Raw genomic sequence first — 22,426 nt, 5'->3', positions numbered from 1 at the left:
ATGACCCACCGCATTCTGATCCTCGGCGGAACCACCGAAGCACGGCAACTGGCCGGCAAGCTTGCCGCGCGCGCGGATATTTCGGTCATGCTGTCGCTGGCCGGTCGCACCGAAAACCCGGCCGCGCAGGGGGTGCCGGTGCGGGTCGGCGGCTTCGGCGGTGCCGGCGGGCTGGCGTTTTATCTCCACCAGAACAAGATCGACCTGCTGATTGACGCCACGCATCCCTATGCGGCGCAAATCTCCGCCAATGCTGCGGACGCTGCGGGCATGACCGGCGTGCCTATCGTTGCGCTCAGGCGTCCCGAATGGGAGGCGGTCGAAGGTGATCGCTGGATGTTGGTCGACACCGTTGCCAGCGCGGTGACGGCTTTGGGATCGGTGCCGCGCCGTGTGTTCCTGGCGCTCGGGCGGCAGGAGGTCGCTGCCTTCGAGGCAGCTCCCCGGCATCATTATCTCATTCGCAGTGTCGACCCGGTCGAGCCCAGGCTCGCTGTGCCCGACGCGGCCTATCTCTTGGCGCGCGGGCCGTTTCATGAGGTCGATGAGCGCGCGCTGCTTCAAGAGCACCGCATCGATGTCGTCGTTTCCAAAAACAGCGGCGGCGAGGCGACCTACGGCAAGATCGCGGCGGCGCGGGCCCTCGGCGTCGAGGTGGTCATGATCCGCAGGCCGGCGTTGCCGGACGTTACGTCGGCCGAAACCATCGAATCGCTTGCCGCTATGGTCGATCATTTTCTGGTCGGTCATGTTCTTAGGCCAGCTGCCGAACGCGGCGTGTAGACCAGCGCGGCCTTGTCACGCCGCTTGATGATCCTGGTTTCCGGCGAGCCGATGATGATGCAGGTCGCCATGTCGGCCTTCGCGGCATCGGCGTCGGCCAGCAGAAAAACCTCGATGCGCTCGTCGGGACGGCCGGCGGCACGGCCGAAGATCACCGGCGTGGTGCCGGGCAGGATCGCCGTCAGGCACTCGAAGGCGCGGCCAAGCTGCCAGGGGCGTGCCTTGCTGATCGGATTGTAGAGCGCGATCACGAAGCCGGCGCCCGCCGCGGCAAGTAGGCGCAGCTCGATCAAATCCCACGGCTTCAGATTGTCGGACAACGAGATGGCGCAGAAATCATGGCCGAGCGGCGCGCCGATGCGGGCGGCGACAGCGAGCATGGCGGTGATGCCGGGCACGATAGCGATATCGACCGTGCGCCATTCGGGTGGGCCCGCCTCGATCGCCTCGCAGACGGCCGCCGCCATGGCGAAGACGCCGGGATCGCCGCCCGACACGACGGCGACATCGTGGCCTTCCGCAGCCTTCAGCAGCGCGTCCCTGGCGCGTGCGAGTTCCTCGCGATTATCGGAAGCGACGCGGGTCTGGTCGGGGCGCAGATCGAGCCGGTCGAGATAAGGCTTGTAACCATAGAAGAATTTTGCCTCGGCAACGGCGCGGCTTGCCTCCGGCGTCACCTGGTCGGCGTTGCCGGGCCCGAGGCCGATGACGGTGAGGCGGCCGCTCATGCTTCGGCTCTCAATGCGCTAGGCCGGCCCGACCAGCCGGCCACCAGCACGATGGCGAAATAGGGCGCCTGGTCGTCCTTTTTGTCGGCCAGCCGCATCGAGACGCCGCCCGGCATGGTGCCGCGCTCGACATAGATGGCCCGCGCCAGCTTGTCGGTTGCCTCCAGCGCGCGCCTGATCTTGGGCAGGTTGCGGCCGACCTTCATGATCACCGCAGCGTCGGTATCGGCGAGGCGACGCGTCAGCTCGAATTCGCTCATCGTGCCCGGCAGCACCGTCAGCACGTCGTCGCCCTGGACGATCGGCAGGCCGGTCGCCGACCAGCAGCCGGACATGGCGGTGACGCCCGGGATGACTTCGGTCGGAAAACGGTGCGCCAGCCGGACATGAAGATGCATGTAGGAGCCGTAGAAAAGCGGATCGCCTTCCGAAAGCACCGCGACCATCCTGCCGGCGCTGAGGTGCGCGGCGACCTTTTCGGCCGATTGCTCATAGAAATCGGTGATCTGCGAGCGGTAATCGCTGTGATCCTTGTCGATCTCGGTCGTCACCGGATAGAGCAGCGGCAGTTCAATCAAATCGGGGCGAAAATGCGCGCCGACGATGGCGCGCGCATTGCTGTTGTTGCCGCGCTTGGCGAAATGCGCAACGACATCGGCCTCGGCCAGCGCACGCACCGCCTTCAGCGTCAGCAGGTCGGGGTCGCCGGGACCGGTGCCGACGCCGACCAGTCGACCTTTTGCGATCACGTTCATAGGCCCGGCCTCGCCAATGCATTGAGGGCGGCGGCGGTCATGGCGCTGCCGCCCAGCCGGCCGCGCACGACGGCGTAAGGCACGCCATAGGAATTTTCGGCCAGCGCATCCTTCGATTCGGCGGCACCGACAAACCCGACCGGCATGCCGATAATCGCCGCCGGCTTCGGCGCGCCGTCGCGCAGCTTTTCCAGCAGATAGAAAAGGGCTGTCGGCGCATTGCCGATGGCGACGACCGAACCGGCCATGCGCTCGCCCCACAGATCGATCGCGGCGGCCGAGCGGGTGTTGCCGATCTTTTTCGCGATGTCGGCCGTCCGCGGATCGCGCAGCGTACAGATCACCTCGTTGCCGGCCGGGAGCCGGGCGCGCGTGACGCCGTGCGAGACCATCTGCGCGTCGCAGAAGATCGGCGCGCCGGCGCCCAGCGCCGTGCGCGCAGCGGCGACGAAATCGCTCGAGAAAACGAAATGTCGCGCTGCCTCGACCTGGCCGCAGGCGTGGATCATGCGGATAGCGATTTCGGCCTCGGCTTCGGAAAAGCGCGACAGGTCGGCCTCGGCGCGGATAATGGCGAAGGAGCGCTCGTAGATCGCCGTGCCGTCATGGATGTAGTCGTAGGCGTTCTGGGCGGGCATGCTCATTCCTGTCGGTAGATTTCGGTGATGCCGGCCGCGCCGAGCCTTGCCAGGCAGGCGGCAGCGGTTTCGCCGGAATGTCGTGCGCTGCGGATCGCCGCTGCAATGCGGCCGATGCTGCGCGCGGCGTCGTAGCCCGGCCTGTATCCGGCGGACAATGCCTTTGCCGTCCCGTCCACGACAAGTCCGGCTCCGTTTTCGCCACCGACCAGGGTCAGCGCCGCCGGACCGGGATGGGCGCAGCCCTTGGCGCAGCCGGAGATGTGCAGCGTTAAGGAGGAATCGAGGATATCGCGGTTTTCCACGGCGATGATCTCGGCGATGTCGCGGGTGGCGATCCGGCCGGAGGCGCAGGCGGGTGCGCCGGGGCAGGCGGCGATCCTGGTGCGCGGATCGGCTGCGTCGGTGACGAAGCCGAGGGCTGCGGCGGTGTCTTGAAGGCGCTGGTTGGCGGCTGCCGGCTGACCGAGGAGAAGCAGGCCCCGCCTCGGGGCCAGGCGGATTTCGACTGTGCCAAGAGTGAGGGCACTCTGCGCGAGGCCGATGAGTTTATCTGCGGGCATGCTGCCGTAGGGCAGGCCGATGCCGAGAGCGTGGCCGTTACTCAGGTTGAAGATACCAATGGGCGGGCGATGGCGCTCTACGGCGCCCCCCTCTGTCCTGCCGGACATCTCCCCCTCTAGGGGGGAGATTGCACCTTGGTCTCCGCCTTCGCTAATCGCCGAAGTCGCGCCGAATACCGAGGCAGCAGAAGGACGGCCGTCGGCGGAACTGCCGATCTCCCCCCTAGAGGGGGAGATGTCCGGCAGGACAGAGGGGGGCGCGAAGGAATGCCAGCTTGCGAGTGATCTACGCTGCCGTTCCGTCAAATCCCTTGCATGAGCTTCGCGGCCTTTTTCGGCGACCATCCTGAGAATCGCGACGGCGATATCACGGGCAGCATCTTTCTCGATCATGGCGAGAGGCCTGACATTCTGCCCGTCGCCAGCAACAGCTATCCGCCAGCGGACGCCCGCGTCGGTTCTGATCGCAGCCAGTCGTATATCGGCCACTACCGCATCCATCGTCAGTTGCCCGCCGCCATCGACAACGACCGAAACCTTCGGACCGAGCCTTGCCGTTAGACCAGCCTCTTCAATCGCCACCCTGATCCGCTCTGTCAGCGGTCGCGGATCGGCGATCTCCTGCGGATCGATGCCCGCTAGCGGGCCAGTCTCGACCGGCACGCCTGTGCGCACGGCGATGCCGAGCGCGTCGACCTCCATTGCCAGCAGCCGCGCGCTTGCCGGCGTCAGGCCGCGGATCTGCAGGCTGCCGCGGGCGGTCACTTCCATGATACCGTTGCCATGGCGCAAGGCAGATTCGCAGAGTCCGATCAACGATTTCGGCAACAGTCCTCCAGCGACCGGATTGAGCCGCACCAGCAGCCCGTCGCCGGTCTGCATCGGCGCGGACAAGGCGGGGCAGGCGCCACGGCGCGAGAAAGCGTTCATGCCGCCACTCCCAGAGCTTGCACTTCGGCAATCAGTGCGGCGAGATCGTCATCGATCGAATTGCGCAGCGGATGCCAGAGCCCGCGCCGCCGTGCCGACAGCAAACGCTCGGCAATCACCTTCGCCGCCGCCGGGTTCTCGCGCAGGATGAAGGCGCGCACCACGGGGTCGCCAAGATAGGCGTCGTGCACCGCCTCGATCAGCGTGCCCGATATGGCATGGGTAGTCTCAGCAAAGCCGACAAGCCGGTCGACCGTCTCGGCGAATTCCGAGGCGCCGCGCGGTCCGTGTCGCAGCTGGCCGGCGATGAAGCGCGGATTGACGGCGCGCGCCCGCACGACGCGCGACACGGCCTCACTGATCGAGCGCGGCTTCGGTCTTTGCGGGTCCGTGGTGTCGAGCACGATCACGTCGGCGTTTTTGCCGAGCGCGGCAAGTGCTGCCGAAAAGCCGCCGATGAAGGCGACGTCGGCCGAGCCTTCGAGGATGTCGCGGCCGGGGTCGTCGCCGCTATGAACCAGAAGGTCGGCCTCGGCGAGGCGATCCTCGAACGCGCCGGGCGCCGAAATGCCTTTGCCCTCGGAGCCGCCATAGGCGTGCGAGGTGGCGGCGAGATAGGTGCGGCCGATCTCTTCGCGCGCGGCCCAGTCGCCGCTCGACAACAAGTCCTCGACGCCCGCGCCGTAAGTGCCCGGCGAGGTGCCGAAAATGCGCGGGCTGATCTTGCCGTCGATGCGGGTCCTAGCGGCGAGCGGGTTTTCCGAATCATCCTCGTCGCGGGTCGCCACCGCGTTGGCCGCGGCGTCGATCAGCGCGATCTGGGTCGGGAACATGTCGCGGAACAGGCCCGATATGCGCCAGGTGACATCGATGCGCGGACGGCCGAGTGTTGCCGGCGGCAGCACATCTATGCCGGTGATGCGGCCGGTGGCGGAATCCCATTGCGGCCGGCAGCCCATCAGCGCCAGGCCTTGCGCGATCTCCTCACCGCCGGTGCGCAGCGAGGCCGAGCCCCACAGGTCGATGACCAGCGAGCGCGGCCAGTCGCCATGCGATTGCATGTAGCTGCGGACCACTTCTTCCGCTGCCATCTTGCCCAGATCATAGGCGGTCGGCGTCGGCATGGTGCGTGGGTCGGCGGTGAACAGATTGCGGCCGGTCGGCAGAACATCGCTCCGGCCACGCGCCGGCGCACCGGCCGGACCGGCAGCGACGTGGCGGCCGTCGAGGGCGGCAAGCAGCGCGGTTTTTTCAGCTGCCGCACTTTGCCGCCGTACCGGATCAGCCTCGCCTTCCGGCGAGCGGCCGTAAATGTGCAGGCCGTCCTTGATGGCGAAATCCTTGAGATCGCAGAGCCAGGCGTCGATGCGGCGCAAAGCCTCGTCGGCTGCGTCGGTCCTGGCGACGCCTGCCTCTGAGGCGAGGCCGGTCTTTTCCGCCGTCTCGACGATCAGCTTCGCCAGGCGGTCGCGGCGGCGGCGGTCGAGCCCGTCGGCCTGGGCATATTCGTCAACCAGTCGTTCAAGCCTGTGCTGGTTTTCGTCCAGCCCGGCGCCGGTCAGCGGCGGCGGCAGATGGCCGAGCGTGACGGCGGCAATGCGCCGCTTGGCCTGCGCTGCCTCTCCCGGGTTGGAGACGATGAAGGGATAGATGACGGGCAGGGGACCGGTGACTATCTCGGGAAAGCAGTTTTCGCTGAGCGCCACGGTCTTGCCGGGCAGCCACTCCAGCGTGCCGTGGGCGCCGACATGGACAATTGCATGGGTGCCGAGCGACTTGCGCAGCCAGAGGCCAAAGGCGACCAGCGCATGGCGCGGCGGCAGCGTCGGGTCGTGGTAGTCGGCACGGCGGTTCATGGAGCGCCCGCGATCGGGGGCGAGGGCTACGGTGACGTTGCCGAAGGTGGCCGCGCGGAAGGCGAATTTTGCGGCGGCAGGCGCTTGGACACCCCCCTCTGTCCTGCCGGACGTCTCCGGCAGGACAGAGGGAGGTGCCTCGCACAAACTTGTCTCATCTGCCGCATTCCCCCATGCGGCCGTCACGGCAGCTATCGCTTCAGCAGGCAATTCCGCCGAGTACCCGAGATAGTCCTCAAACCCCAACCCTTCACCTCCACGCTCCAGCGTCTCCAGCAACTCGCGCGGCGTTTGCGGAATCCTTTCAACGGCGTAGCCCTGTTCGCTCAGGTCGTGCAGCATTGCCAGCACGCTGGACGGCACGTCGAGACCAACCGCGTAGCCGGTGCGACCGGGGGCGCTCGGATAGTCGGGGATCAGGATGGCGAGCTTGCGCTCCGCACGCGGCGTCCGCTGCAGGCGCACGAAGGCCTCGACACGGTTCGCCACTTGCGCCACGCGGTCGGGCTCAGGCCGGTTGGCGAAGGCGCGGAAGGCCAGCGCCGGGTCGGTTTCGCTTTCGCCCTTGAATGAAATGGCGCCGGCCAGGATGCGGCCGTCGAGCTCGGGCAGGACGACATGCATGGCAAGGTCGGCGGGCGTCAGGCCACGCTGATTGGTTTGCCAGATGTCGCGGCGGGTGGTTGCGACGATGACCTGGAGCACCGGCACGCCGGCGCGGTCGAACAGGGTTTCGACACCGGGCTCGGCACCCGAGGCGAAAGCCGTCGCAGTGATGATGGCGGCAGGCTTCAGGGTTGCGAGCGCGGTTTCGACAAAGGCGAGCGACGCCGGGTCCTTGAGGCTGGAGACGAACATAGGCACGGGAGCCATGCCGCGGTGGCGCAGGGCTTCGAAAAGCGCGTCGATGGGCGCGACATCGGCCGCGAGCAGCATCGAACGGTAGAAGAGAATTGGCACGACGTCCCCCTCCCCCTCAAGGGGAGGGTGGCCCGCAGGGCCGGGTGGGGTCGTCACGGCAGTGCGGGACGTTTTGTGTAGGCGCGCTTCGGAGAGGACCCCACCCCCGGCCTGCGGCCGGACCCTCCCCTCGAGGGGGAGGGGGACGACCCCCAGCCCCGGCTCGTAAAATCCCGCCTTTGGCACGCTAACAGGTTCGGCTACCGCCGCACCCGATCCAGCGAGACTTGCCAGCCTCTGCACCAGCGCCGTCATATTTGCCGGCCCGCCCTCGCGAAAATAGCCCAGCAGGGCGTCCAACTCCTCGCGCGGCAGCGTCGAGCCTTCGATCAGTCGCAAATCCTCGTCGTGGCTCTCGCCCGGTAGGAGCGCCAGCTTGATACCGCGATTTCGCGCGATAACGGCGAGCTGGTCGCAGCCATAGCGCCACCACTCGTAGCCGCCGAGAATGCGGACCAGAATGACCTTGGCGTGGCGGGCGACGCTCTCGGTCCAGAGGTCGACGGACATCGGATGGCGCAGGTCGCGCAAGGCGGCGAGCCGCATCGAGGGCAGGCGGTCCGCATCCGCCTTCCACGCCGCCGCCAGCCCGGCCAGGTCGCTGTCGGTGAAGGACAGGGCCACGACATCCGCAGGCGTTTGCCTGAGATCGACAGGCTCGGCGAGATCGTCGAGCGAGGCGGATGTGGTGGTGAGGATGTGCATCGCGGCTCGTACCTGGGGTCAGCCGGCGAGGATACGCTCTATCGCCGGGCGGTTCAGCCCTTTCAGGCCGATGACGACAAGGCGCGAGCGGCGATCGTCTTCAGCCGTCCAGGCGCGGTCGTAATAATGGTTGACGCGCGGGCCGACGGCCTGCAGCAGGAGCCGCATCGGCTTGCCGCCAACCTCGACGAAGCCCTTGACGCGCAACACGTTTTCCTCCGCCGCCGCCGTGGCGACGCGTTGTGCGAGCTCGTCCGGGTTGGACACGGACGCGATGTCGATGACGAACGAGTCAAAATCGTCATGTTCGTGGTCGAGCTCGTCGTCGTGATGGGTCTTGCGGTTCTCGATGTCGTCCTCGACGGCGAGGCCGAGGCCGAGCAGCACCGACGGATCGACCTTGCCTTGCGAAGTCGGCACGATCTTCACCGCCCGCGCAACATGCTTGCCGATGACGGCATTGGCACGGGCCGAGCCGGCTGCGTCCATCAGGTCGCTCTTCGACAGGATGATCAGGTCGGCGCAAGCGAGCTGGTCCTCGAATACTTCCTCGACCGGATCGTCGTGTTCGAGCGTCTCGTCCTGCGTGCGCTGCGCCTGCAGGGCGTCCATGTCGTTGGCGACGCGGCCATCAGCCAGCGCCGGTCCGTCGACGACGGCGATAACGCCATCGACGGTCACCCGGCTCTTGACCGACGGCCACTGGAAGGCCTGGACCAGCGGCTTGGGCAGGGCCAGCCCGGACGTCTCGATCAGGATATGGTCGACCCTCGGCATCAGCGACAGGATCTGGTCGAGCGCCGGGACGAAATCGTCGGCGACGGTGCAGCAGATGCAGCCATTGGCCAGCTCGACAATGTTTTCCTCGGGGCAGGTGTCGATGCCGCAGCCCTTCAGGATCTCGCCGTCGATGCCGATGTCGCCGAACTCGTTGACGATGATGGCCAGCCGCTTGCCTTTGGCGTTTTCGAGCAAATGGCGGATCAATGTCGTCTTGCCGGCGCCGAGAAAGCCGGTAACGACGGTGCAGGGGACGCGCGAAAGGGAGGCAGCGGTCATATCAAGTCCTTCAAAAGGTCGAGGGGAGGGATGCGGGCAACCAGACCGCGCTTCAGACAATCGGGACGGCCGCGCCACGGAATGAGCCCATCCGTCGAGGTGGCGAACAGCTTTGCGCCGGTCACGAGATCGGCGCCGCTGGTCGCGGTCAGGTCGCCGAAGACGTAACTCCAGCAGCCGCCGCGCAGCATGGCGGCGCTGAGCCGGCGCTTGCAATTGCCGAGGCATTCGACGGTGCGGATTTTGATGTTTTCGCCGGAAGCGGCGCGGCGCGTGTCCTCGGCGAGCAGTTCGCCGGCGCGGGGATGAGCGTCCGAACCGGTCTCGTCACGGCAGGAAGAGCAGACGATGACGGTAACGCCGGCCAGGGAATCGTCAGGGCCGGACAATAAATCCGCTGTCTCAGCCGAAAAACTGCTGTCGCGTTCCAAATCAGGCTCCTTGCCCGGAAAACCCGCCAGGCGATCGGATTCTTATGTCCTAGACGGCAGGTCTCCTGGCTCGCGGGTCATCGCCTTGGTGCCGCCTTCCCGGGAATATCCCAGTGGTTTTCGGCCTTGGCTCGTCGCTTACAGTTGCGGGGACAGCCGCGGATTTGAAATCGAGATTTCGCACCGCATTCCCTCTTGGCCCCTGCCGTTGCGGGCAGGGGACCGTCTGGAACGGATTTAGGCTTGTGGAGGCAGTCGTGTCAACGCACGTCTATGACGCGGCGATATCTGCGAGCGGCCGGCCAAGGTCGCCGGCAGCCGTCACCTCGATGCGCTCAAGCCCGAGCCAGCCCTGCATCTGCTTCAATTCCTCGAAGAGTTCGGCAGCGGTTTGTGGCGGGGCGCCGGGCTCCGCATAGGCGGCATGGACGCGCAATACGCCGGCCGGACGGTCGGCCCTGAGGTCGACGCGCCCGACGATGCTGTCGCCGAGCAGGAACGGCAGCACATAATAGCCATACCGGCGCTTTTCGGCCGGCGTGTAGATCTCGATGCGGTAGTGGAAGTCGAACAATCGCTCGGTGCGCGACCGCTCGAAGACCACGGGATCGAACGGCGCAAGCAAGGCGCGCGCCTCGATCCTGCGCGGCAAACGGACGTTCTTGTGGAGATAGGCTGTTTTGCTCCAGCCGTCGACGCTCACCGGCAACAGCTCGCCAGCCTCGACCAGCTCCTCGATGCGGCCCTTAATATCGGCGGGCGAGAGGCGGAAATAGTCGCGCAGGTCGCCTGCCGTGGCGACGCCATGGGCGCGGGCGGAGATGCGCAGCAATTCGCGGTGGGCGTCCTCGGGGCAGGGAACCGGTAGAGCGAGTATCGCGGGCGGCAGTACGCGCTCCGGCAGATCGTAGAACCGTTCGAAGCCGCGGCGATGCGCGGTGGTGATGCGGCCGGCCCAGAACAGCCATTCGAAGGCGTGCTTGGCATGGCTCCAGCCCCACCAGCCGCCCGAACCCTTCTGGCCTTCGAAAGCCGACGCCGCGATCGGGCCTCGTTCGGCGACCTCGCGATAGATGTCTTCGATATAGGCGGCGTGCTCGCGGCCCCATTTGGCCAGTCCGCTGTACATTTCCTCGCCGCGCTCGGCCCGCTGCATGCGCCAGCGCATCAGCGGATAGGTCTCGACCGGCAGGAAGGAGGCTTCGTGCGCCCAATATTCAAAGACCATGCGCTTGCGCGTTATGGCGGCGTCGTCGAGCAGCGCCAGCTTGTAGGGGCCAAGCCGCGAATAGAGCGGCATGTAGTGGGCGCGCACCACGGCGCTGACGGAATCGATCTGCAGCAGGCCGGTACGGGCAAGCACGCGGGCCAGATGCCGGCGGTCGGGCGTACCGGCGGGGCGGGGGTCATTGAATCCCTGTGCCGCCAGCGCGATGCGGCGGGCCATGCGAAGTGAGATTTTTTCCTTCATCAAGGCGGTATCCTGATGATGCCGGACAGAGCAGAGAATCTGTGATTCCGCGCCATGCTAGCAGGGTTTTGGCGTCATCCATGTCAGGAGAGAAAAGTGGAGTGAAAAGTGAAAGAAATCAAACAGGAGCGGATCTGACCAGTTTTCCCGGATATGCCGCCCAGTACCGCGATTTGAACAAGGTTTGACTTGCTTCGCCGAAAGCGCTGCGCTAACCCTCGCCGCGTTGCAGCATAGAGCCCCCTTAAAACGGTTCAGTGGTTAAACTGTCACGCTTCCGCAAGTGGGTCCGGTGCTGTAATCAGAGTGGATTGGCCGCCAACGGAAACTGCAGCATGAACGCACTTTTAGGTTCGTACCTGCCCATCGTCCTGTTCATCGGCGTGGCGCTGGTGGTCGGGCTGGCGCTGCTTGCCGCACCCTTCCTGGTGGCCTACCGCAACCCCGATCCGGAAAAGCTTTCGGCCTATGAATGCGGCTTCAACTCGTTCGACGATGCGCGCATGAAGTTCGACATCCGCTTCTACCTGGTGTCGATCCTGTTCATCATCTTCGATCTGGAAGTGGCCTTCCTGTTTCCTTGGGCGGTGTCGTTCAGCCAGATCGGCATGCTCGGCTTCTGGTCGATGATGGTGTTTTTGGCGGTGCTGACCATCGGCTTTGCCTATGAATGGAAAAAAGGAGCGCTGGAATGGGATTGAACGACAGTTCCGGCACGCTCGTCGCGCCGAAGCCCAAGGGCCTCATCGACCCCAACACCGGCAGGCCGGTGGGGGAGGATGATCCGTTCTTCCTGGAGATCAACAACGAGCTCGCCGACAAGGGCTTTCTCGTCACCTCGACCGAGGCGCTGATCACCTGGGCGCGCAGCGGCTCGCTGATGTTCATGACCTTCGGTCTCGCCTGCTGCGCGGTCGAGATGATCCATACCTCGATGCCGCGCTATGACTCCGAGAGGTTCGGTGTCGCGCCGCGCGCGTCTCCGCGTCAGTCCGACATCATGATCGTTGCCGGCACGCTGACCAACAAGATGGCGCCGGCGCTGCGCAAGGTCTACGATCAGATGCCGGAGCCGCGCTACGTCATCTCGATGGGCTCCTGCGCCAATGGCGGCGGCTATTATCATTATTCCTATTCGGTGGTGCGCGGCTGCGACCGCATCGTGCCGGTCGACATCTACGTGCCCGGCTGCCCGCCGAGCGCCGAAGCGCTGCTCTACGGCATCCTTCTCCTGCAGAAGAAGATCCGCCGCACCGGCACGATCGAACGGTGAGCGGCATGACCCAGGCGTTGAATGACCTCTCGACCTATCTGGGCGAGAAGCTGACCGGCCGGATCGGCGAGGCGGTGTTTGCCTATGGCGAACTCACCATCTCGGTCGAACCGCGCGACCTGATCGAGGCAGTGACCTTCCTGCGCGACGACCCGAAATGCCAGTTCATCTCGATCATCGATGTCTGCGGCGCCGATTATCCGTCGCGGGCAAAGCGCTTCGACGTCGTCTATCATTTGCTGTCGCCGAGGCAGAATATCCGCATCCGCATCAAGGTCCAGGCCGACGAAGAGACGCTGGTGCCGTCGATCACCGGCATATATCCCGGCGCCGACTGGTTCGAGCGCGAAACCTACGATCTCTATGGCGTGCTGTTTTCGGGTCATCCCGATCTGCGGCGGATTCTGACCGACTACGGCTTCGAAGGCCATCCGCTGCGCAAGGACTTTCCGCTGACCGGCTTCGTCGAGGTGCGCTACGACGACGAGGCCAAGCGCGTCATCTACGAGCCGGTGGAGCTCAAGCAGGAATTCCGCAATTTCGATTTTCTGTCCCCATGGGAAGGCACGGATTATGTTCTGCCGGGGGACGAGAAGGCGAAACAGTGAGTAGTGAGTAGTGAGTAGGAATTGGAAAAAAGGATCGAATCTTATCGCGACCTGAAGGTGTGGCAATCGGCGATGGTGCTTGCTGAAGATTGTTACCGCATCAGTAAAGGGTTTCCGAAGGAGGAGATCTACGGCATGACCTCGCAGATGCGCCGATCGGCGGTTTCGATCGCAGCCAACGTCGCGGAGGGATACGGTCGAGAAAACAGAGGTTCGTTCGTTCAATTTTTGCGCATGGCGCAAGGTTCGTTGAAGGAACTGGAAACGCACATTTTGCTGGCATGCCGGGTTGGGCTGCTACGAAAAGACGATGAGATTGAACTGCTACTGCGATGCGAAGAGATTGGAAAAATGACGAGATCTCTTATCCGGACGGTGCAGGCCAAGCAGGCGGAATGAAGCAGGCATTGAGGTTGATGATCACTACTCACTACTCACTACTGACTCTTCGCCAGAGGCGCCTCCATGGCTGAAACCTCCGTTCGCAACTTCAATATCAACTTTGGCCCGCAACACCCTGCAGCGCATGGTGTTTTGCGGTTGGTTCTTGAACTCGACGGCGAAGTCGTCGATCGCGTCGACCCGCATATCGGACTTTTGCACCGCGGCACGGAAAAGCTGATCGAGCACAAGACTTATCTGCAGGCGGTGCCTTATCTCGACCGGCTCGATTATTGCGCGCCGATGAACCAGGAACATGCCTTCGCGCTCGCAGCCGAGCGGCTGCTCGGCATCGAGGTGCCGAAGCGCGGGCAGCTTATTCGAGTTCTCTACTCTGAGATCGGCCGCATCATGTCGCACATCCTCAATGTGACGACGCAGGCGATGGATGTCGGTGCACTGACGCCGCCGCTATGGGGCTTCGTCGAGCGCGAAAAGCTGATGGTGTTCTATGAGCGTGCCAGCGGCTCGCGCATGCATGCGGCCTATTTCCGGCCGGGCGGTGTGCATCAAGACCTGCCGCAGAAGCTGATCGAGGACATCGGCAAGTGGATCGACCCGTTCCTGAAGTCGATCGACGACCTCGACGCGCTTTTGACCGGCAACCGTATTTTCAAGCAGCGCAATGTCGACATTGCCACTGTCTCCCTGGCGGACGCCTGGGCCTGGGGGTTTTCCGGCGTCATGGTGCGCGGCTCGGGTGCGCCGTGGGACCTGCGCAAATCGCAACCCTACGAATGCTATGCCGAGCTGGATTTCGACATTCCGGTCGGCAAGAACGGCGACTGTTTCGACCGTTATCTGGTGCGCATGGAAGAGATGCGGCAGTCGGCGAAAATCATGCGCCAGTGCGTCGACCTGTTGCTCGGCAAGGAGGGCGGCGGGCCGGTGTCGAACCTCGACGGCAAGGTGGTGCCGCCGAAGCGCGCGGCGATGAAGCGCTCGATGGAAGCGCTGATCCATCACTTCAAGCTCTACACCGAAGGCTACCGCGTTCCAGCCGGCGAGGTCTATGCCGCGGTCGAGGCGCCGAAGGGCGAGTTCGGCGTCTATCTCGTCTCCGACGGCACCAACAAGCCCTACCGCTGCAAGCTGCGCGCGCCGGGCTTTGCGCATCTGCAAGCCATGGACTTTTTGTGCCGCGGCCACATGCTGGCCGACGTCACCGCGGTTCTCGGCTCCCTCGACATCGTGTTTGGTGAGGTCGATCGCTAAATGTCAGTCCGCCGTCTCGCAGAAGCCAGCCTCCAGCCAGCCGCCTTTGCCTTCAACCGGGCGAATGCGGCAGCGGCGAAGCAGTGGATCAAGAAATATCCGAAGGGGCGAGAGCAATCCGCGATCATCCCCTTGCTCATGCTGGCGCAGGAGCAGGAAGGCTGGGTGACCAAGGCGGCGATCGAGGCGATCTCCGACATGCTCGGCATGCCCTATATCAGAGGGCTGGAAGTCGCCACCTTCTATACGCAATACCAGCTCAATCCGGTCGGCAGCCGCGCCCATATCCAGGTCTGCGGCACCACACCCTGCATGCTGCGCGGCTCGGAAGCGCTGATGGATGTGTGCCGCTCGAAGATCCATCACGACCAGTTCCACACCAACGACAAAGGCACGCTGTCGTGGGAGGAGGTCGAGTGCCTCGGCGCCTGCGTCAACGCGCCGATGGTGATGATATTCAAGGACACCTATGAGGATTTGACGCCGGAGCGGCTTGCCGAGATCATCGACCTTTATGACGCCGGCAAGGGCGCTACGGTGGAACCGGGACCGCAAAACGGCCGCGTCACTTCCGAGCCGGCCAGTGGCCTGACGACCCTTAAGAGTGAAAAGGCGATCCTCAAGGCGACCCGCGACCGGGAAACCAGGGCCGCGACCAAGGCCGCCAAGGAAGCGGCGCCGGCGGCTTACGCCGCAGCGCCGGTTCCGCCTGCTGCCGCGCCTGCACCGGCGCCAGTTGCGCCCTCGAATGCCAGCAAGCCGAAGACCGATGCGGTCGAGACCAGCCCGGCGCTGAAATCGCCGTCGGCGACAAAAGTCGCGCCAACGGCGGAGAAGGCGGCGAGCATTGCAGCGCCTCTGCATTCGGCCGCCAATGCCAACAAGGCCGAGCCGCAGGTCGAGGACGTCTCGAAACAGCGCAAAGGCTCCAAGAACAAGGCCGAGCCGGCGTCTGCTTTCAAAGCGCCGGAGGCCAAGGTTAAACCAGCGAAGGCTGCCGCCGAAGCGGCCAAGCCGTCGCCCGGAAACAAGAGCCGGCCGACCGGCAAGAAGCCGGTCTGAGGAACGAGCAATGCTTCAGGACAGAGACCGCATCTTCAACAACATCTACGGCCGCTTCGACAAGTCGCTGGCCGGCGCCATGGCGCGCGGCGCCTGGGACAACACGCCCGGCATCATCGCCAAGGGGCGCGAGTGGATCGTCAACGAGATGAAGGCATCGGGCCTGCGCGGCCGCGGCGGCGCCGGCTTCCCGACCGGGCTCAAATGGTCGTTCATGCCCAAGCAGAGCGACGGCCGGCCGAGTTATCTCGTCGTCAATGCCGACGAGTCCGAACCCGGCACCTGCAAGGACCGCGATATATTGCGCCACGATCCGCATACGCTGGTCGAGGGCTGCCTGATCGCCGGCTTCGCCATGGGCGCGGTCGCCGCCTACATCTACGTGCGCGGCGAGTTCATCCGCGAGCGCGAGGCGCTGCAACTCGCCATCGACGAGGCCTATGCGGCCAAGCTGATCGGCAAGAACAATACCTCCGGCTACGATTTCGACATCTACATGCACCATGGCGCCGGCGCCTATATCTGTGGCGAGGAAACGGCGCTGCTCGAAAGCCTCGAAGGCAAGAAAGGCCAGCCGCGGCTGAAGCCGCCGTTTCCGGCCAATGTCGGCCTCTATGGCTGCCCGACGACGGTCAACAACGTCGAGTCCATCGCCGTGGCGCCAACCATTCTGCGCCGCGGTGCGGCCTGGTTCTCGTCCTTCGGCCGGCCCAACAATGCCGGCACCAAGCTGTTCTGCATCTCCGGCCACGTCAACAATCCGTGCACCGTCGAAGAGGCGATGTCGATCCCGTTCCGCGAACTGATCGAGACGCATTGCGGCGGCATCCGCGGCGGCTGGGACAATCTGCTGGCGGTCATTCCGGGCGGCGCCTCGGTGCCGTTGGTGCCGGCCGAGCAGATCATCGACGCGCCGATGGATTTCGATGCGCTGCGCGACCTGAAATCGGGCCTCGGCACCGCGGCTGTCATCGTCATGGACAAATCGACCGATATCGTGAAAGCGATCGCGCGGCTGTCCTACTTCTACAAGCATGAGAGCTGCGGCCAGTGCACGCCCTGCCGTGAGGGCACGGGCTGGATGTGGCGGGTGATGGAACGGCTGGTGCGCGGCGAGGCGCAGAAGCGCGAGATCGACATGCTGCTCGACGTGACCAAGCAGGTCGAGGGCCACACGATCTGCGCTCTGGGCGATGCGGCGGCATGGCCGATCCAGGGCCTGATGCGGCATTTCCGCGGCGAGGTGGAGCGGCGCATCGACGAGTTCTCGCGCAACGCACACCGCGCCGAACCGGTGCTGGCGGCGGCGGAATAGAAGAATTCAAAAAATGCGGGCGAATGCCCGAAACGAGGAAACGAGCGCGGGGCAGACGGAAACGACCAGGAGACCACCTATGTCGCTGTTTTCGATACCCGACGATTTGACGCCCGATGGGGACCCGTTCTTGAAGATGAACCAGGACCTGACCAGGACAATGCCGAAGGAGATGGCCAGCGCCGTCAATCTCCTGGCGCATCCTGTCGCCGGCGCGGCGGCGATGACGGCACTCGGCATCGGGCTTGCCAACCACGCCTTTGGCGTCTGGATGGGCGTGCTTTCAGGCGTGGCCGAGACCTCGCAGCGGCTTTGGCAGCCGGTCACCGAGGATTTCGAGGCCCGGACCGAACGCGTTTCCGCGACCGGCAAAAGCTCCTCGACCAAGGCGCGCGCAGCCACCAAAACCCTGATTGCCGAGGCGCAGTCCTTCGCTAATGACGTGACCGACATTGCAACAAGCACTGCGGCGCGGAGCGTGGCGAATGCCAGCACCGTTGCAGCGGATGCGTCGGCCGGGCTGATGCCGGAAGATTTCAAGCAGCCCAAGCCGATGGACCGGCCAGCCGTGCCCGCCGACCTCAAGGCAATATCGGGCATCGGGCCGAAACTGGAAAAGGTGCTGAACGGCCTTGGCATCTGGACATACGCCCAGATTGCCGCGTGGACGCCGCAAGAGATCGCCTGGGTCGAAGATTACCTGTCGTTGAAGGGCCGTATCGGCCGTGACGGCTGGATCGGTCAGGCGGCCGCATTGGCCGGGGCCAAAAATTGAATTCAATACCGTGCGCGGTGTCGGCTGCGCCCGGAAGGAAAGATTGCGGAACGTCCGCAGGGGTTTGAGGCGAAATGGCAAAGCTCAAGGTCGACGGGAAAGAGATCACTGTACCCGACCACTACACGCTGCTGCAGGCGGCCGAGGACGCCGGTGCGGAAGTGCCGCGCTTCTGCTTCCACGAGCGGCTGTCGATCGCCGGCAATTGCCGCATGTGCCTGATCGAGGTGAAGGGCGGCCCGCCCAAGCCGCAGGCGTCCTGCGCCATGGGCGTGCGCGACCTGCGCCCCGGTCCGAACGGCGAGCCGCCGGAAATCTTCACCAACACGCCGATGGTCAAGAAGGCCCGCGAAGGCGTGATGGAATTCCTGCTGATCAACCATCCGCTGGACTGCCCGATCTGCGATCAGGGCGGCGAGTGCGACCTGCAGGACCAGGCGATGGCGTTCGGCGTCGATTCCTCACGCTACCACGAGAACAAGCGGGCGGTCGAAGACAAGTATATCGGGCCGCTGGTCAAGACGATCATGAACCGCTGCATCCATTGCACGCGCTGCGTCCGCTTCACCACCGAGATTGCGGGCATATCCGAGCTCGGCCTGATCGGCCGCGGCGAGGATGCCGAGATCACCACCTATCTCGAAAGCGCAATGACTTCGGAACTGCAGGGCAATGTCATCGACCTTTGCCCGGTCGGTGCGCTGACCTCCAAACCCTACGCCTTCCAGGCACGGCCTTGGGAACTGACCAAGACCGAGTCCATCGACGTGATGGACGCCGTCGGCTCGGCGATCCGCGTCGATAGCCGGGGCCGCGAAGTGATGCGCATCCTGCCGCGTACCAACGAGGCGGTGAACGAGGAGTGGATTTCCGACAAGACCCGCTTTATCTGGGACGGCCTGCGCACGCAGCGCCTCGACCGGCCCTATGTGCTCAAGGACGGCAGACTGGCCCCGGCAAGCTGGGCGGAGGCTTTTGCCGCGATCAAGGAAGCGGTGTCGAATGCCGCACCCGAAAAGATCGGCGCCATTGCCGGCGATCTCGCAGCCGTCGAGGAGATCTACGCGCTGAAGCTTCTGATGGCTTCGCTCGGCTCGAGGAACACCGACTGCCGCCAGGACGGTGCCGCACTCGATCCGTCGCTCGGCCGGGCCAGCTATGTCTTCAACCCGACCATCGAAGGCATCGAACAGGCCGATGCGGTGCTGATCATCGGCGCCAATCCGCGCTTCGAGGCATCCCTGCTCAACGCCCGCATCCGCAAGCGCTGGCGGGCCGGCAATCTGCCGGTCGGCGTCATCGGCGATGTCGGCGATACGCGCTATGATTACGAGCAGCTCGGCGCCGGACCGGAATCGCTGAAGGATCTGGCCGACGGCAACGGCAAGTTCTTCCATCTGCTAAAGAAGGCGACGCATCCGCTGATCATCGTCGGCCAGGGTGCGCTGGCGCGTCCGGACGGCGCGGCCGTGCTCGGCCAGGCGGCGAAGCTCGCCGTCGCAGTCAACGCTGCTAGGGCCGATTGGAACGGCTTTGCCCTGCTGCACACCGCCGCGGCACGCGTCGGCGGCCTCGATGTCGGCTTCGTACCGGGCGAGGGCGGCAGGAATGTCGCCGGCATGCTGGGCGAGACCGACGTGCTGTTCCTGCTCGGCGCCGACGAAATCGACATGGCCAAGACCGGCGGCGCTTTCGTCGTCTATATCGGCACGCATGGCGACAAGGGCGCGCATCGCGCCAACGTCATCCTGCCGGGCGCCGCCTATACCGAGAAGTCGGGCACCTTCGTCAACACCGAAGGCCGCGTGCAGCAGACCAACCGTGCCGGCTTCGCGCCCGGCGAAGCGCGCGAGGACTGGGCGATCCTTCGGGCACTGTCGGATGTGCTCGGCAAGAAGCTGCCGTTCGATTCGCTGCAGCAACTGCGCGCAAAGCTCTATGCGCAATACCCGCATCTTGCCCGCGTCGACCATGTCGCGGCCGGCGACCCGGCCGACATCGCCAGGGTTGCCAAGCTCGGCGGTCGGCTGAACAAGGGCACCTTCACCTCGCCGGTCAAGGATTTCTACCTGACCAATCCGATCGCGCGGGCTTCCGCGGTGATGGCCGAATGCTCGGCTTTGGCGAAAAACGGCTTCAGGCAGGCGGCGGAGTAGACATGGACACTTTCTTCTCCTTCTACGTGCTGCCGGCGCTGCTGATCCTTTTGAAGTCGGTCGTGCTGATCGTCGTTCTGTTGATCTTCGTCGCCTATGTGCTTTATGCCGACCGCAAGATCTGGGCGGCGGTGCAATTGCGCCGCGGCCCGAACGTCGTCGGCCCGTGGGGCACACTGCAGGCCTTCGCCGATCTGCTGAAATTCGTGTTCAAGGAGCCGGTGATCCCGTCCGGCGCCAACAAGGGCGTTTTCCTGCTGGCGCCCTTGGTCTCGGCGGTGCTGGCGATCTCGGCCTGGGCGGTGATCCCGGTCAATGAGGGCTGGGCGATCGCCAACGTCAATGTCGGCATCCTCTATGTCTTCGCCATCTCCTCGCTCGAGGTCTATGGCGTGATCATGGGCGGCTGGGCGTCCAATTCGAAATACCCGTTCCTTGGCGCGCTGCGCTCGGCGGCGCAGATGGTGTCCTACGAAGTCTCCATCGGTTTCGTCATCGTCACCGTGCTGCTTTGCGTCGGCTCGCTCAACCTGTCCGACATCGTCTTGTCGCAGCAGGACGGGCTGGGCACGCGGCTCGGCCTGCCCAACACCTTCCTCGACTGGCATTGGCTGTCGCTGTTCCCGATGTTCATCGTCTTCTTCATCTCGGCGTTGGCCGAGACCAACCGGCCGCCCTTCGACCTTGTGGAAGCCGAATCGGAACTCGTCGCCGGCCACATGGTCGAATATTCGTCGACGCCGTTCCTGCTGTTCTTCCTCGGCGAATATGTCGCCGTGGTCCTGATGTGCGCGCTGGCCACCATCCTGTTCCTCGGCGGCTGGCTGCCGCCCTTCAACTTCGCGCCGTTCACCTGGGTGCCGGGGCTGATCTGGTTCGTGCTCAAGGTCTGCCTGGTGTTCTTCATGTTCTCGATGGTGAAGGCGTTCGTGCCGCGCTATCGCTACGACCAGCTGATGCGGCTCGGCTGGAAGGTCTTCCTACCGATCTCGCTGTTCATGGTGGTCGCCACCGCCGCTTTCCTAAAGATCACGGGGTTTGCCTGATGTCTGCATTATCCCAGGCCGCCAAGTCACTGCTTTTGCAGGATTTCGTCAGCGCTTTCTTCCTGTCGATGCGCCAGTTCTTCGCGCCGAAGGAGACGATCAACTATCCGCATGAGAAGGGACCGGTCAGCCCGCGCTTCCGCGGCGAGCATGCGCTGCGCCGTTATCCGAACGGCGAGGAACGCTGCATCGCCTGCAAATTGTGCGAGGCGATCTGCCCGGCGCAGGCCATCACCATCGAAGCCGGCCCACGCCGCAATGACGGCACGCGGCGCACCGTGCGCTACGACATCGATATGGTGAAATGCATCTATTGCGGCTTCTGCCAGGAAGCCTGCCCGGTCGACGCCATCGTCGAGGGGCCGAATTTCGAGTTCGCGACGGAGACGCGCGAGGAACTTTATTACGACAAGGACAGGCTTCTGGCCAATGGCGACCGCTGGGAGCGTGAGCTGGCGCGCAACATCTCGCTGGATGCGCCTTACCGCTGATATTTGATGCATGAACGGGGCGAGGGCCTCGTTCAGAGGATGATCCCGAAAAGTTGCATACTTTTCGGACAAGATCATCCTCCGGAATGAAAGAGTGTCGCATGTTTTCTTTTCGATCGGGTCTTTCAACCCGATCGGAACATGCGATAGGAACACGCAACTTGCCGACCGGAGGCGGTGGCAAAAAACAGGACGAACGTCCTGTTTGGACAGGAAACCCGGGGGAACCCATGCTGAGTGGACTAGAGGCGGCCTTTTTCTACCTCTTCGCCTTTGTCGCGGTGGCATCGGCGTTCATGGTCATTTCGGCGCGCAATCCCGTGCATTCTGTGCTGTTTCTGATCCTGACCTTCTTCAACGCCGCCGGCCTGTTCATGCTGACCGGCGCCGAGTTCCTGGCGATGATCCTGCTCGTCGTCTATGTCGGCGCCGTGCTGGTGCTGTTCCTGTTCGTCGTCATGATGCTCGACGTTGACTTCGCCGAAATGAAGGAAGGCGCCCTGCAATATGCACCGATCGGCGCGCTGGTCGGGCTGATCCTGGCGGCGGAGCTGATCGTGGTGCTCGGCGGCTATACATTCGCGCCGAAACTGGCGGCGATGGTCGCCAAGCCCATTCCGGACCTGGCCGCCCGCTCGAACACGGCAGCGCTCGGCGACATCCTCTATACGGATTACCTCTATTACTTCCAGATCGCCGGCCTGGTGCTGCTGGTCGCCATGATCGGCGCCATCGTGCTGACGCTGCGCCATAAGCCGGGCGTCAAGCGGCAGTCGATCGCCGCCCAGGTCGGCCGCACGGCGGCAACCGGAGTGGAAATCCGCAAGGTCAAGACGGGCGAAGGAGTCTGAAATGGTCGTCGGCATCGCGCACTACCTGACCGTATCGGCGATCCTGTTCACGCTCGGCGTGTTCGGCATCTTCCTGAACCGCAGGAACGTCATCGTCATCCTGATGTCGATCGAGCTGATCCTGCTTGCGGTCAACATCAATTTCGTCGCCTTTTCGGCGGCGCTCGGCGATTTGGTCGGCCAGGTGTTCGCACTGTTCGTGCTGACGGTCGCGGCGGCCGAAGCGGCGATCGGCCTTGCCATTCTCGTCGTCTTCTTCCGCAACCGCGGCTCGATCGCGGTCGAAGACGTGAACATGATGAAGGGTTGACGGA

General features: G+C 64.4%; 22 protein-coding genes and 1 riboswitch. Of the genes, 14 read left to right on the top strand and 8 right to left on the bottom strand.

Annotated features, from left to right (window positions below):
• Positions 1 to 783 (top strand): cobalt-precorrin-6A reductase, encoded by a 783-nt coding sequence (locus NKI63_RS11390; RefSeq protein ID WP_352505690.1) that lies wholly within the window; start codon positions 1 to 3, stop codon positions 781 to 783.
• Here NKI63_RS11390 and NKI63_RS11385 read toward each other — a convergent pair.
• The 8 genes from NKI63_RS11385 to NKI63_RS11350 all read right to left on the bottom strand — a co-directional run bounded on the left by NKI63_RS11385 (position 747) and on the right by NKI63_RS11350 (position 10,879).
• Positions 747 to 1,511 (bottom strand): precorrin-3B C(17)-methyltransferase, encoded by a 765-nt coding sequence (locus NKI63_RS11385; RefSeq protein ID WP_352505691.1) that lies wholly within the window; start codon positions 1,509 to 1,511, stop codon positions 747 to 749. The genes NKI63_RS11390 and NKI63_RS11385 overlap by 37 nt on opposite strands.
• The gene (locus NKI63_RS11380) at positions 1,508 to 2,266 is read right to left on the bottom strand and encodes a precorrin-2 C(20)-methyltransferase (RefSeq protein WP_352505692.1); all 759 of its coding nucleotides are present in this window, start codon (positions 2,264 to 2,266) and stop codon (positions 1,508 to 1,510) included. The genes NKI63_RS11385 and NKI63_RS11380 overlap by 4 nt, the downstream gene beginning before the upstream one ends.
• A complete protein-coding gene (locus tag NKI63_RS11375) occupies positions 2,263 to 2,910 on the bottom strand; it encodes a precorrin-8X methylmutase (RefSeq protein WP_502896042.1) in 648 nt (215 codons plus the stop codon). The genes NKI63_RS11380 and NKI63_RS11375 overlap by 4 nt, the downstream gene beginning before the upstream one ends.
• Positions 2,907 to 4,397 carry a precorrin-3B synthase gene (gene cobG, locus NKI63_RS11370; protein WP_352821515.1) on the bottom strand — a complete coding sequence of 497 codons (1,491 nt, stop codon included), beginning with the start codon at positions 4,395 to 4,397 and terminating at the stop codon, positions 2,907 to 2,909. Before cobG ends, NKI63_RS11375 begins: the two co-directional genes overlap by 4 nt.
• Positions 4,394 to 7,918 carry a cobaltochelatase subunit CobN gene (gene cobN / locus NKI63_RS11365; protein ID WP_352821512.1) on the bottom strand — a complete coding sequence of 1,175 codons (3,525 nt, stop codon included), beginning with the start codon at positions 7,916 to 7,918 and terminating at the stop codon, positions 4,394 to 4,396. The genes cobG and cobN overlap by 4 nt, the downstream gene beginning before the upstream one ends.
• 18 nt (positions 7,919 to 7,936) lie before the next feature.
• Positions 7,937 to 8,977 (bottom strand): cobalamin biosynthesis protein CobW, encoded by a 1,041-nt coding sequence (gene cobW / locus NKI63_RS11360; protein ID WP_352738735.1) that lies wholly within the window; start codon positions 8,975 to 8,977, stop codon positions 7,937 to 7,939.
• Positions 8,974 to 9,408 (bottom strand): DUF1636 family protein, encoded by a 435-nt coding sequence (locus NKI63_RS11355; protein WP_352821509.1) that lies wholly within the window; start codon positions 9,406 to 9,408, stop codon positions 8,974 to 8,976. Before NKI63_RS11355 ends, cobW begins: the two co-directional genes overlap by 4 nt.
• Before the next feature lie 38 nt (positions 9,409 to 9,446).
• A riboswitch (cobalamin riboswitch) is annotated at positions 9,447 to 9,650 on the bottom strand.
• A gap of 29 nt (positions 9,651 to 9,679) precedes the next feature.
• The gene (locus NKI63_RS11350) at positions 9,680 to 10,879 is read right to left on the bottom strand and encodes a winged helix-turn-helix domain-containing protein (RefSeq protein ID WP_352821506.1); all 1,200 of its coding nucleotides are present in this window, start codon (positions 10,877 to 10,879) and stop codon (positions 9,680 to 9,682) included.
• A gap of 335 nt (positions 10,880 to 11,214) precedes the next feature.
• Between NKI63_RS11350 and NKI63_RS11345 the strand changes: the two genes are divergently transcribed.
• The 13 genes from NKI63_RS11345 to nuoK all read left to right on the top strand — a co-directional run bounded on the left by NKI63_RS11345 (position 11,215) and on the right by nuoK (position 22,422).
• The gene (locus NKI63_RS11345) at positions 11,215 to 11,580 is read left to right on the top strand and encodes an NADH-quinone oxidoreductase subunit A (RefSeq protein ID WP_023720750.1); all 366 of its coding nucleotides are present in this window, start codon (positions 11,215 to 11,217) and stop codon (positions 11,578 to 11,580) included.
• Positions 11,571 to 12,152, top strand: a complete 582-nt coding sequence (locus NKI63_RS11340; protein WP_023720749.1) for a NuoB/complex I 20 kDa subunit family protein — start codon at positions 11,571 to 11,573, stop codon at positions 12,150 to 12,152. Before NKI63_RS11345 ends, NKI63_RS11340 begins: the two co-directional genes overlap by 10 nt.
• A 5-nt stretch (positions 12,153 to 12,157) precedes the next feature.
• Positions 12,158 to 12,760 (top strand): NADH-quinone oxidoreductase subunit C, encoded by a 603-nt coding sequence (locus NKI63_RS11335; protein ID WP_352505697.1) that lies wholly within the window; start codon positions 12,158 to 12,160, stop codon positions 12,758 to 12,760.
• 21 nt (positions 12,761 to 12,781) lie between these two features.
• A complete protein-coding gene (locus NKI63_RS11330) occupies positions 12,782 to 13,159 on the top strand; it encodes a four helix bundle protein (protein ID WP_352505698.1) in 378 nt (125 codons plus the stop codon).
• 66 nt (positions 13,160 to 13,225) lie between these two features.
• Positions 13,226 to 14,416, top strand: a complete 1,191-nt coding sequence (locus tag NKI63_RS11325) for an NADH-quinone oxidoreductase subunit D (protein WP_254818103.1) — start codon at positions 13,226 to 13,228, stop codon at positions 14,414 to 14,416.
• Entirely contained in the window at positions 14,417 to 15,478 is a 1,062-nt protein-coding gene (gene nuoE, locus NKI63_RS11320; RefSeq protein ID WP_352821502.1) for an NADH-quinone oxidoreductase subunit NuoE, read from the top strand.
• 10 nt (positions 15,479 to 15,488) lie between these two features.
• The gene (nuoF, locus tag NKI63_RS11315) at positions 15,489 to 16,793 is read left to right on the top strand and encodes an NADH-quinone oxidoreductase subunit NuoF (RefSeq protein WP_352505700.1); all 1,305 of its coding nucleotides are present in this window, start codon (positions 15,489 to 15,491) and stop codon (positions 16,791 to 16,793) included.
• Positions 16,794 to 16,872: 79 nt separating this feature from the next.
• Positions 16,873 to 17,568 carry a helix-hairpin-helix domain-containing protein gene (locus NKI63_RS11310; protein WP_352505701.1) on the top strand — a complete coding sequence of 232 codons (696 nt, stop codon included), beginning with the start codon at positions 16,873 to 16,875 and terminating at the stop codon, positions 17,566 to 17,568.
• 74 nt (positions 17,569 to 17,642) lie between these two features.
• Positions 17,643 to 19,724, top strand: coding sequence for an NADH-quinone oxidoreductase subunit NuoG (nuoG, locus tag NKI63_RS11305; RefSeq protein WP_352505702.1), 2,082 nt, complete (start codon positions 17,643 to 17,645; stop codon positions 19,722 to 19,724).
• A gap of 2 nt (positions 19,725 to 19,726) precedes the next feature.
• A complete protein-coding gene (gene nuoH / locus NKI63_RS11300; protein ID WP_292663045.1) occupies positions 19,727 to 20,770 on the top strand; it encodes an NADH-quinone oxidoreductase subunit NuoH in 1,044 nt (347 codons plus the stop codon).
• Positions 20,770 to 21,261 carry an NADH-quinone oxidoreductase subunit NuoI gene (nuoI, locus tag NKI63_RS11295; protein WP_023676622.1) on the top strand — a complete coding sequence of 164 codons (492 nt, stop codon included), beginning with the start codon at positions 20,770 to 20,772 and terminating at the stop codon, positions 21,259 to 21,261. The genes nuoH and nuoI overlap by 1 nt, the downstream gene beginning before the upstream one ends.
• Positions 21,262 to 21,491: 230 nt before the next feature.
• A complete protein-coding gene (locus NKI63_RS11290; protein WP_352505703.1) occupies positions 21,492 to 22,112 on the top strand; it encodes an NADH-quinone oxidoreductase subunit J in 621 nt (206 codons plus the stop codon).
• A 1-nt stretch (position 22,113) separates the two neighbouring features.
• Positions 22,114 to 22,422 carry an NADH-quinone oxidoreductase subunit NuoK gene (gene nuoK / locus NKI63_RS11285; protein ID WP_023676620.1) on the top strand — a complete coding sequence of 103 codons (309 nt, stop codon included), beginning with the start codon at positions 22,114 to 22,116 and terminating at the stop codon, positions 22,420 to 22,422.
• The last annotated feature ends 4 nt before the right edge of the window (positions 22,423 to 22,426 follow it).

Source organism: Mesorhizobium sp. M0410, assembly GCF_040321435.1.
Taxonomy (GTDB): domain Bacteria; phylum Pseudomonadota; class Alphaproteobacteria; order Rhizobiales; family Rhizobiaceae; genus Mesorhizobium.
The sequence above is the reverse complement of the archived record's forward strand: the minus strand, read 5'-3'. Positions and strand labels throughout refer to the sequence as shown.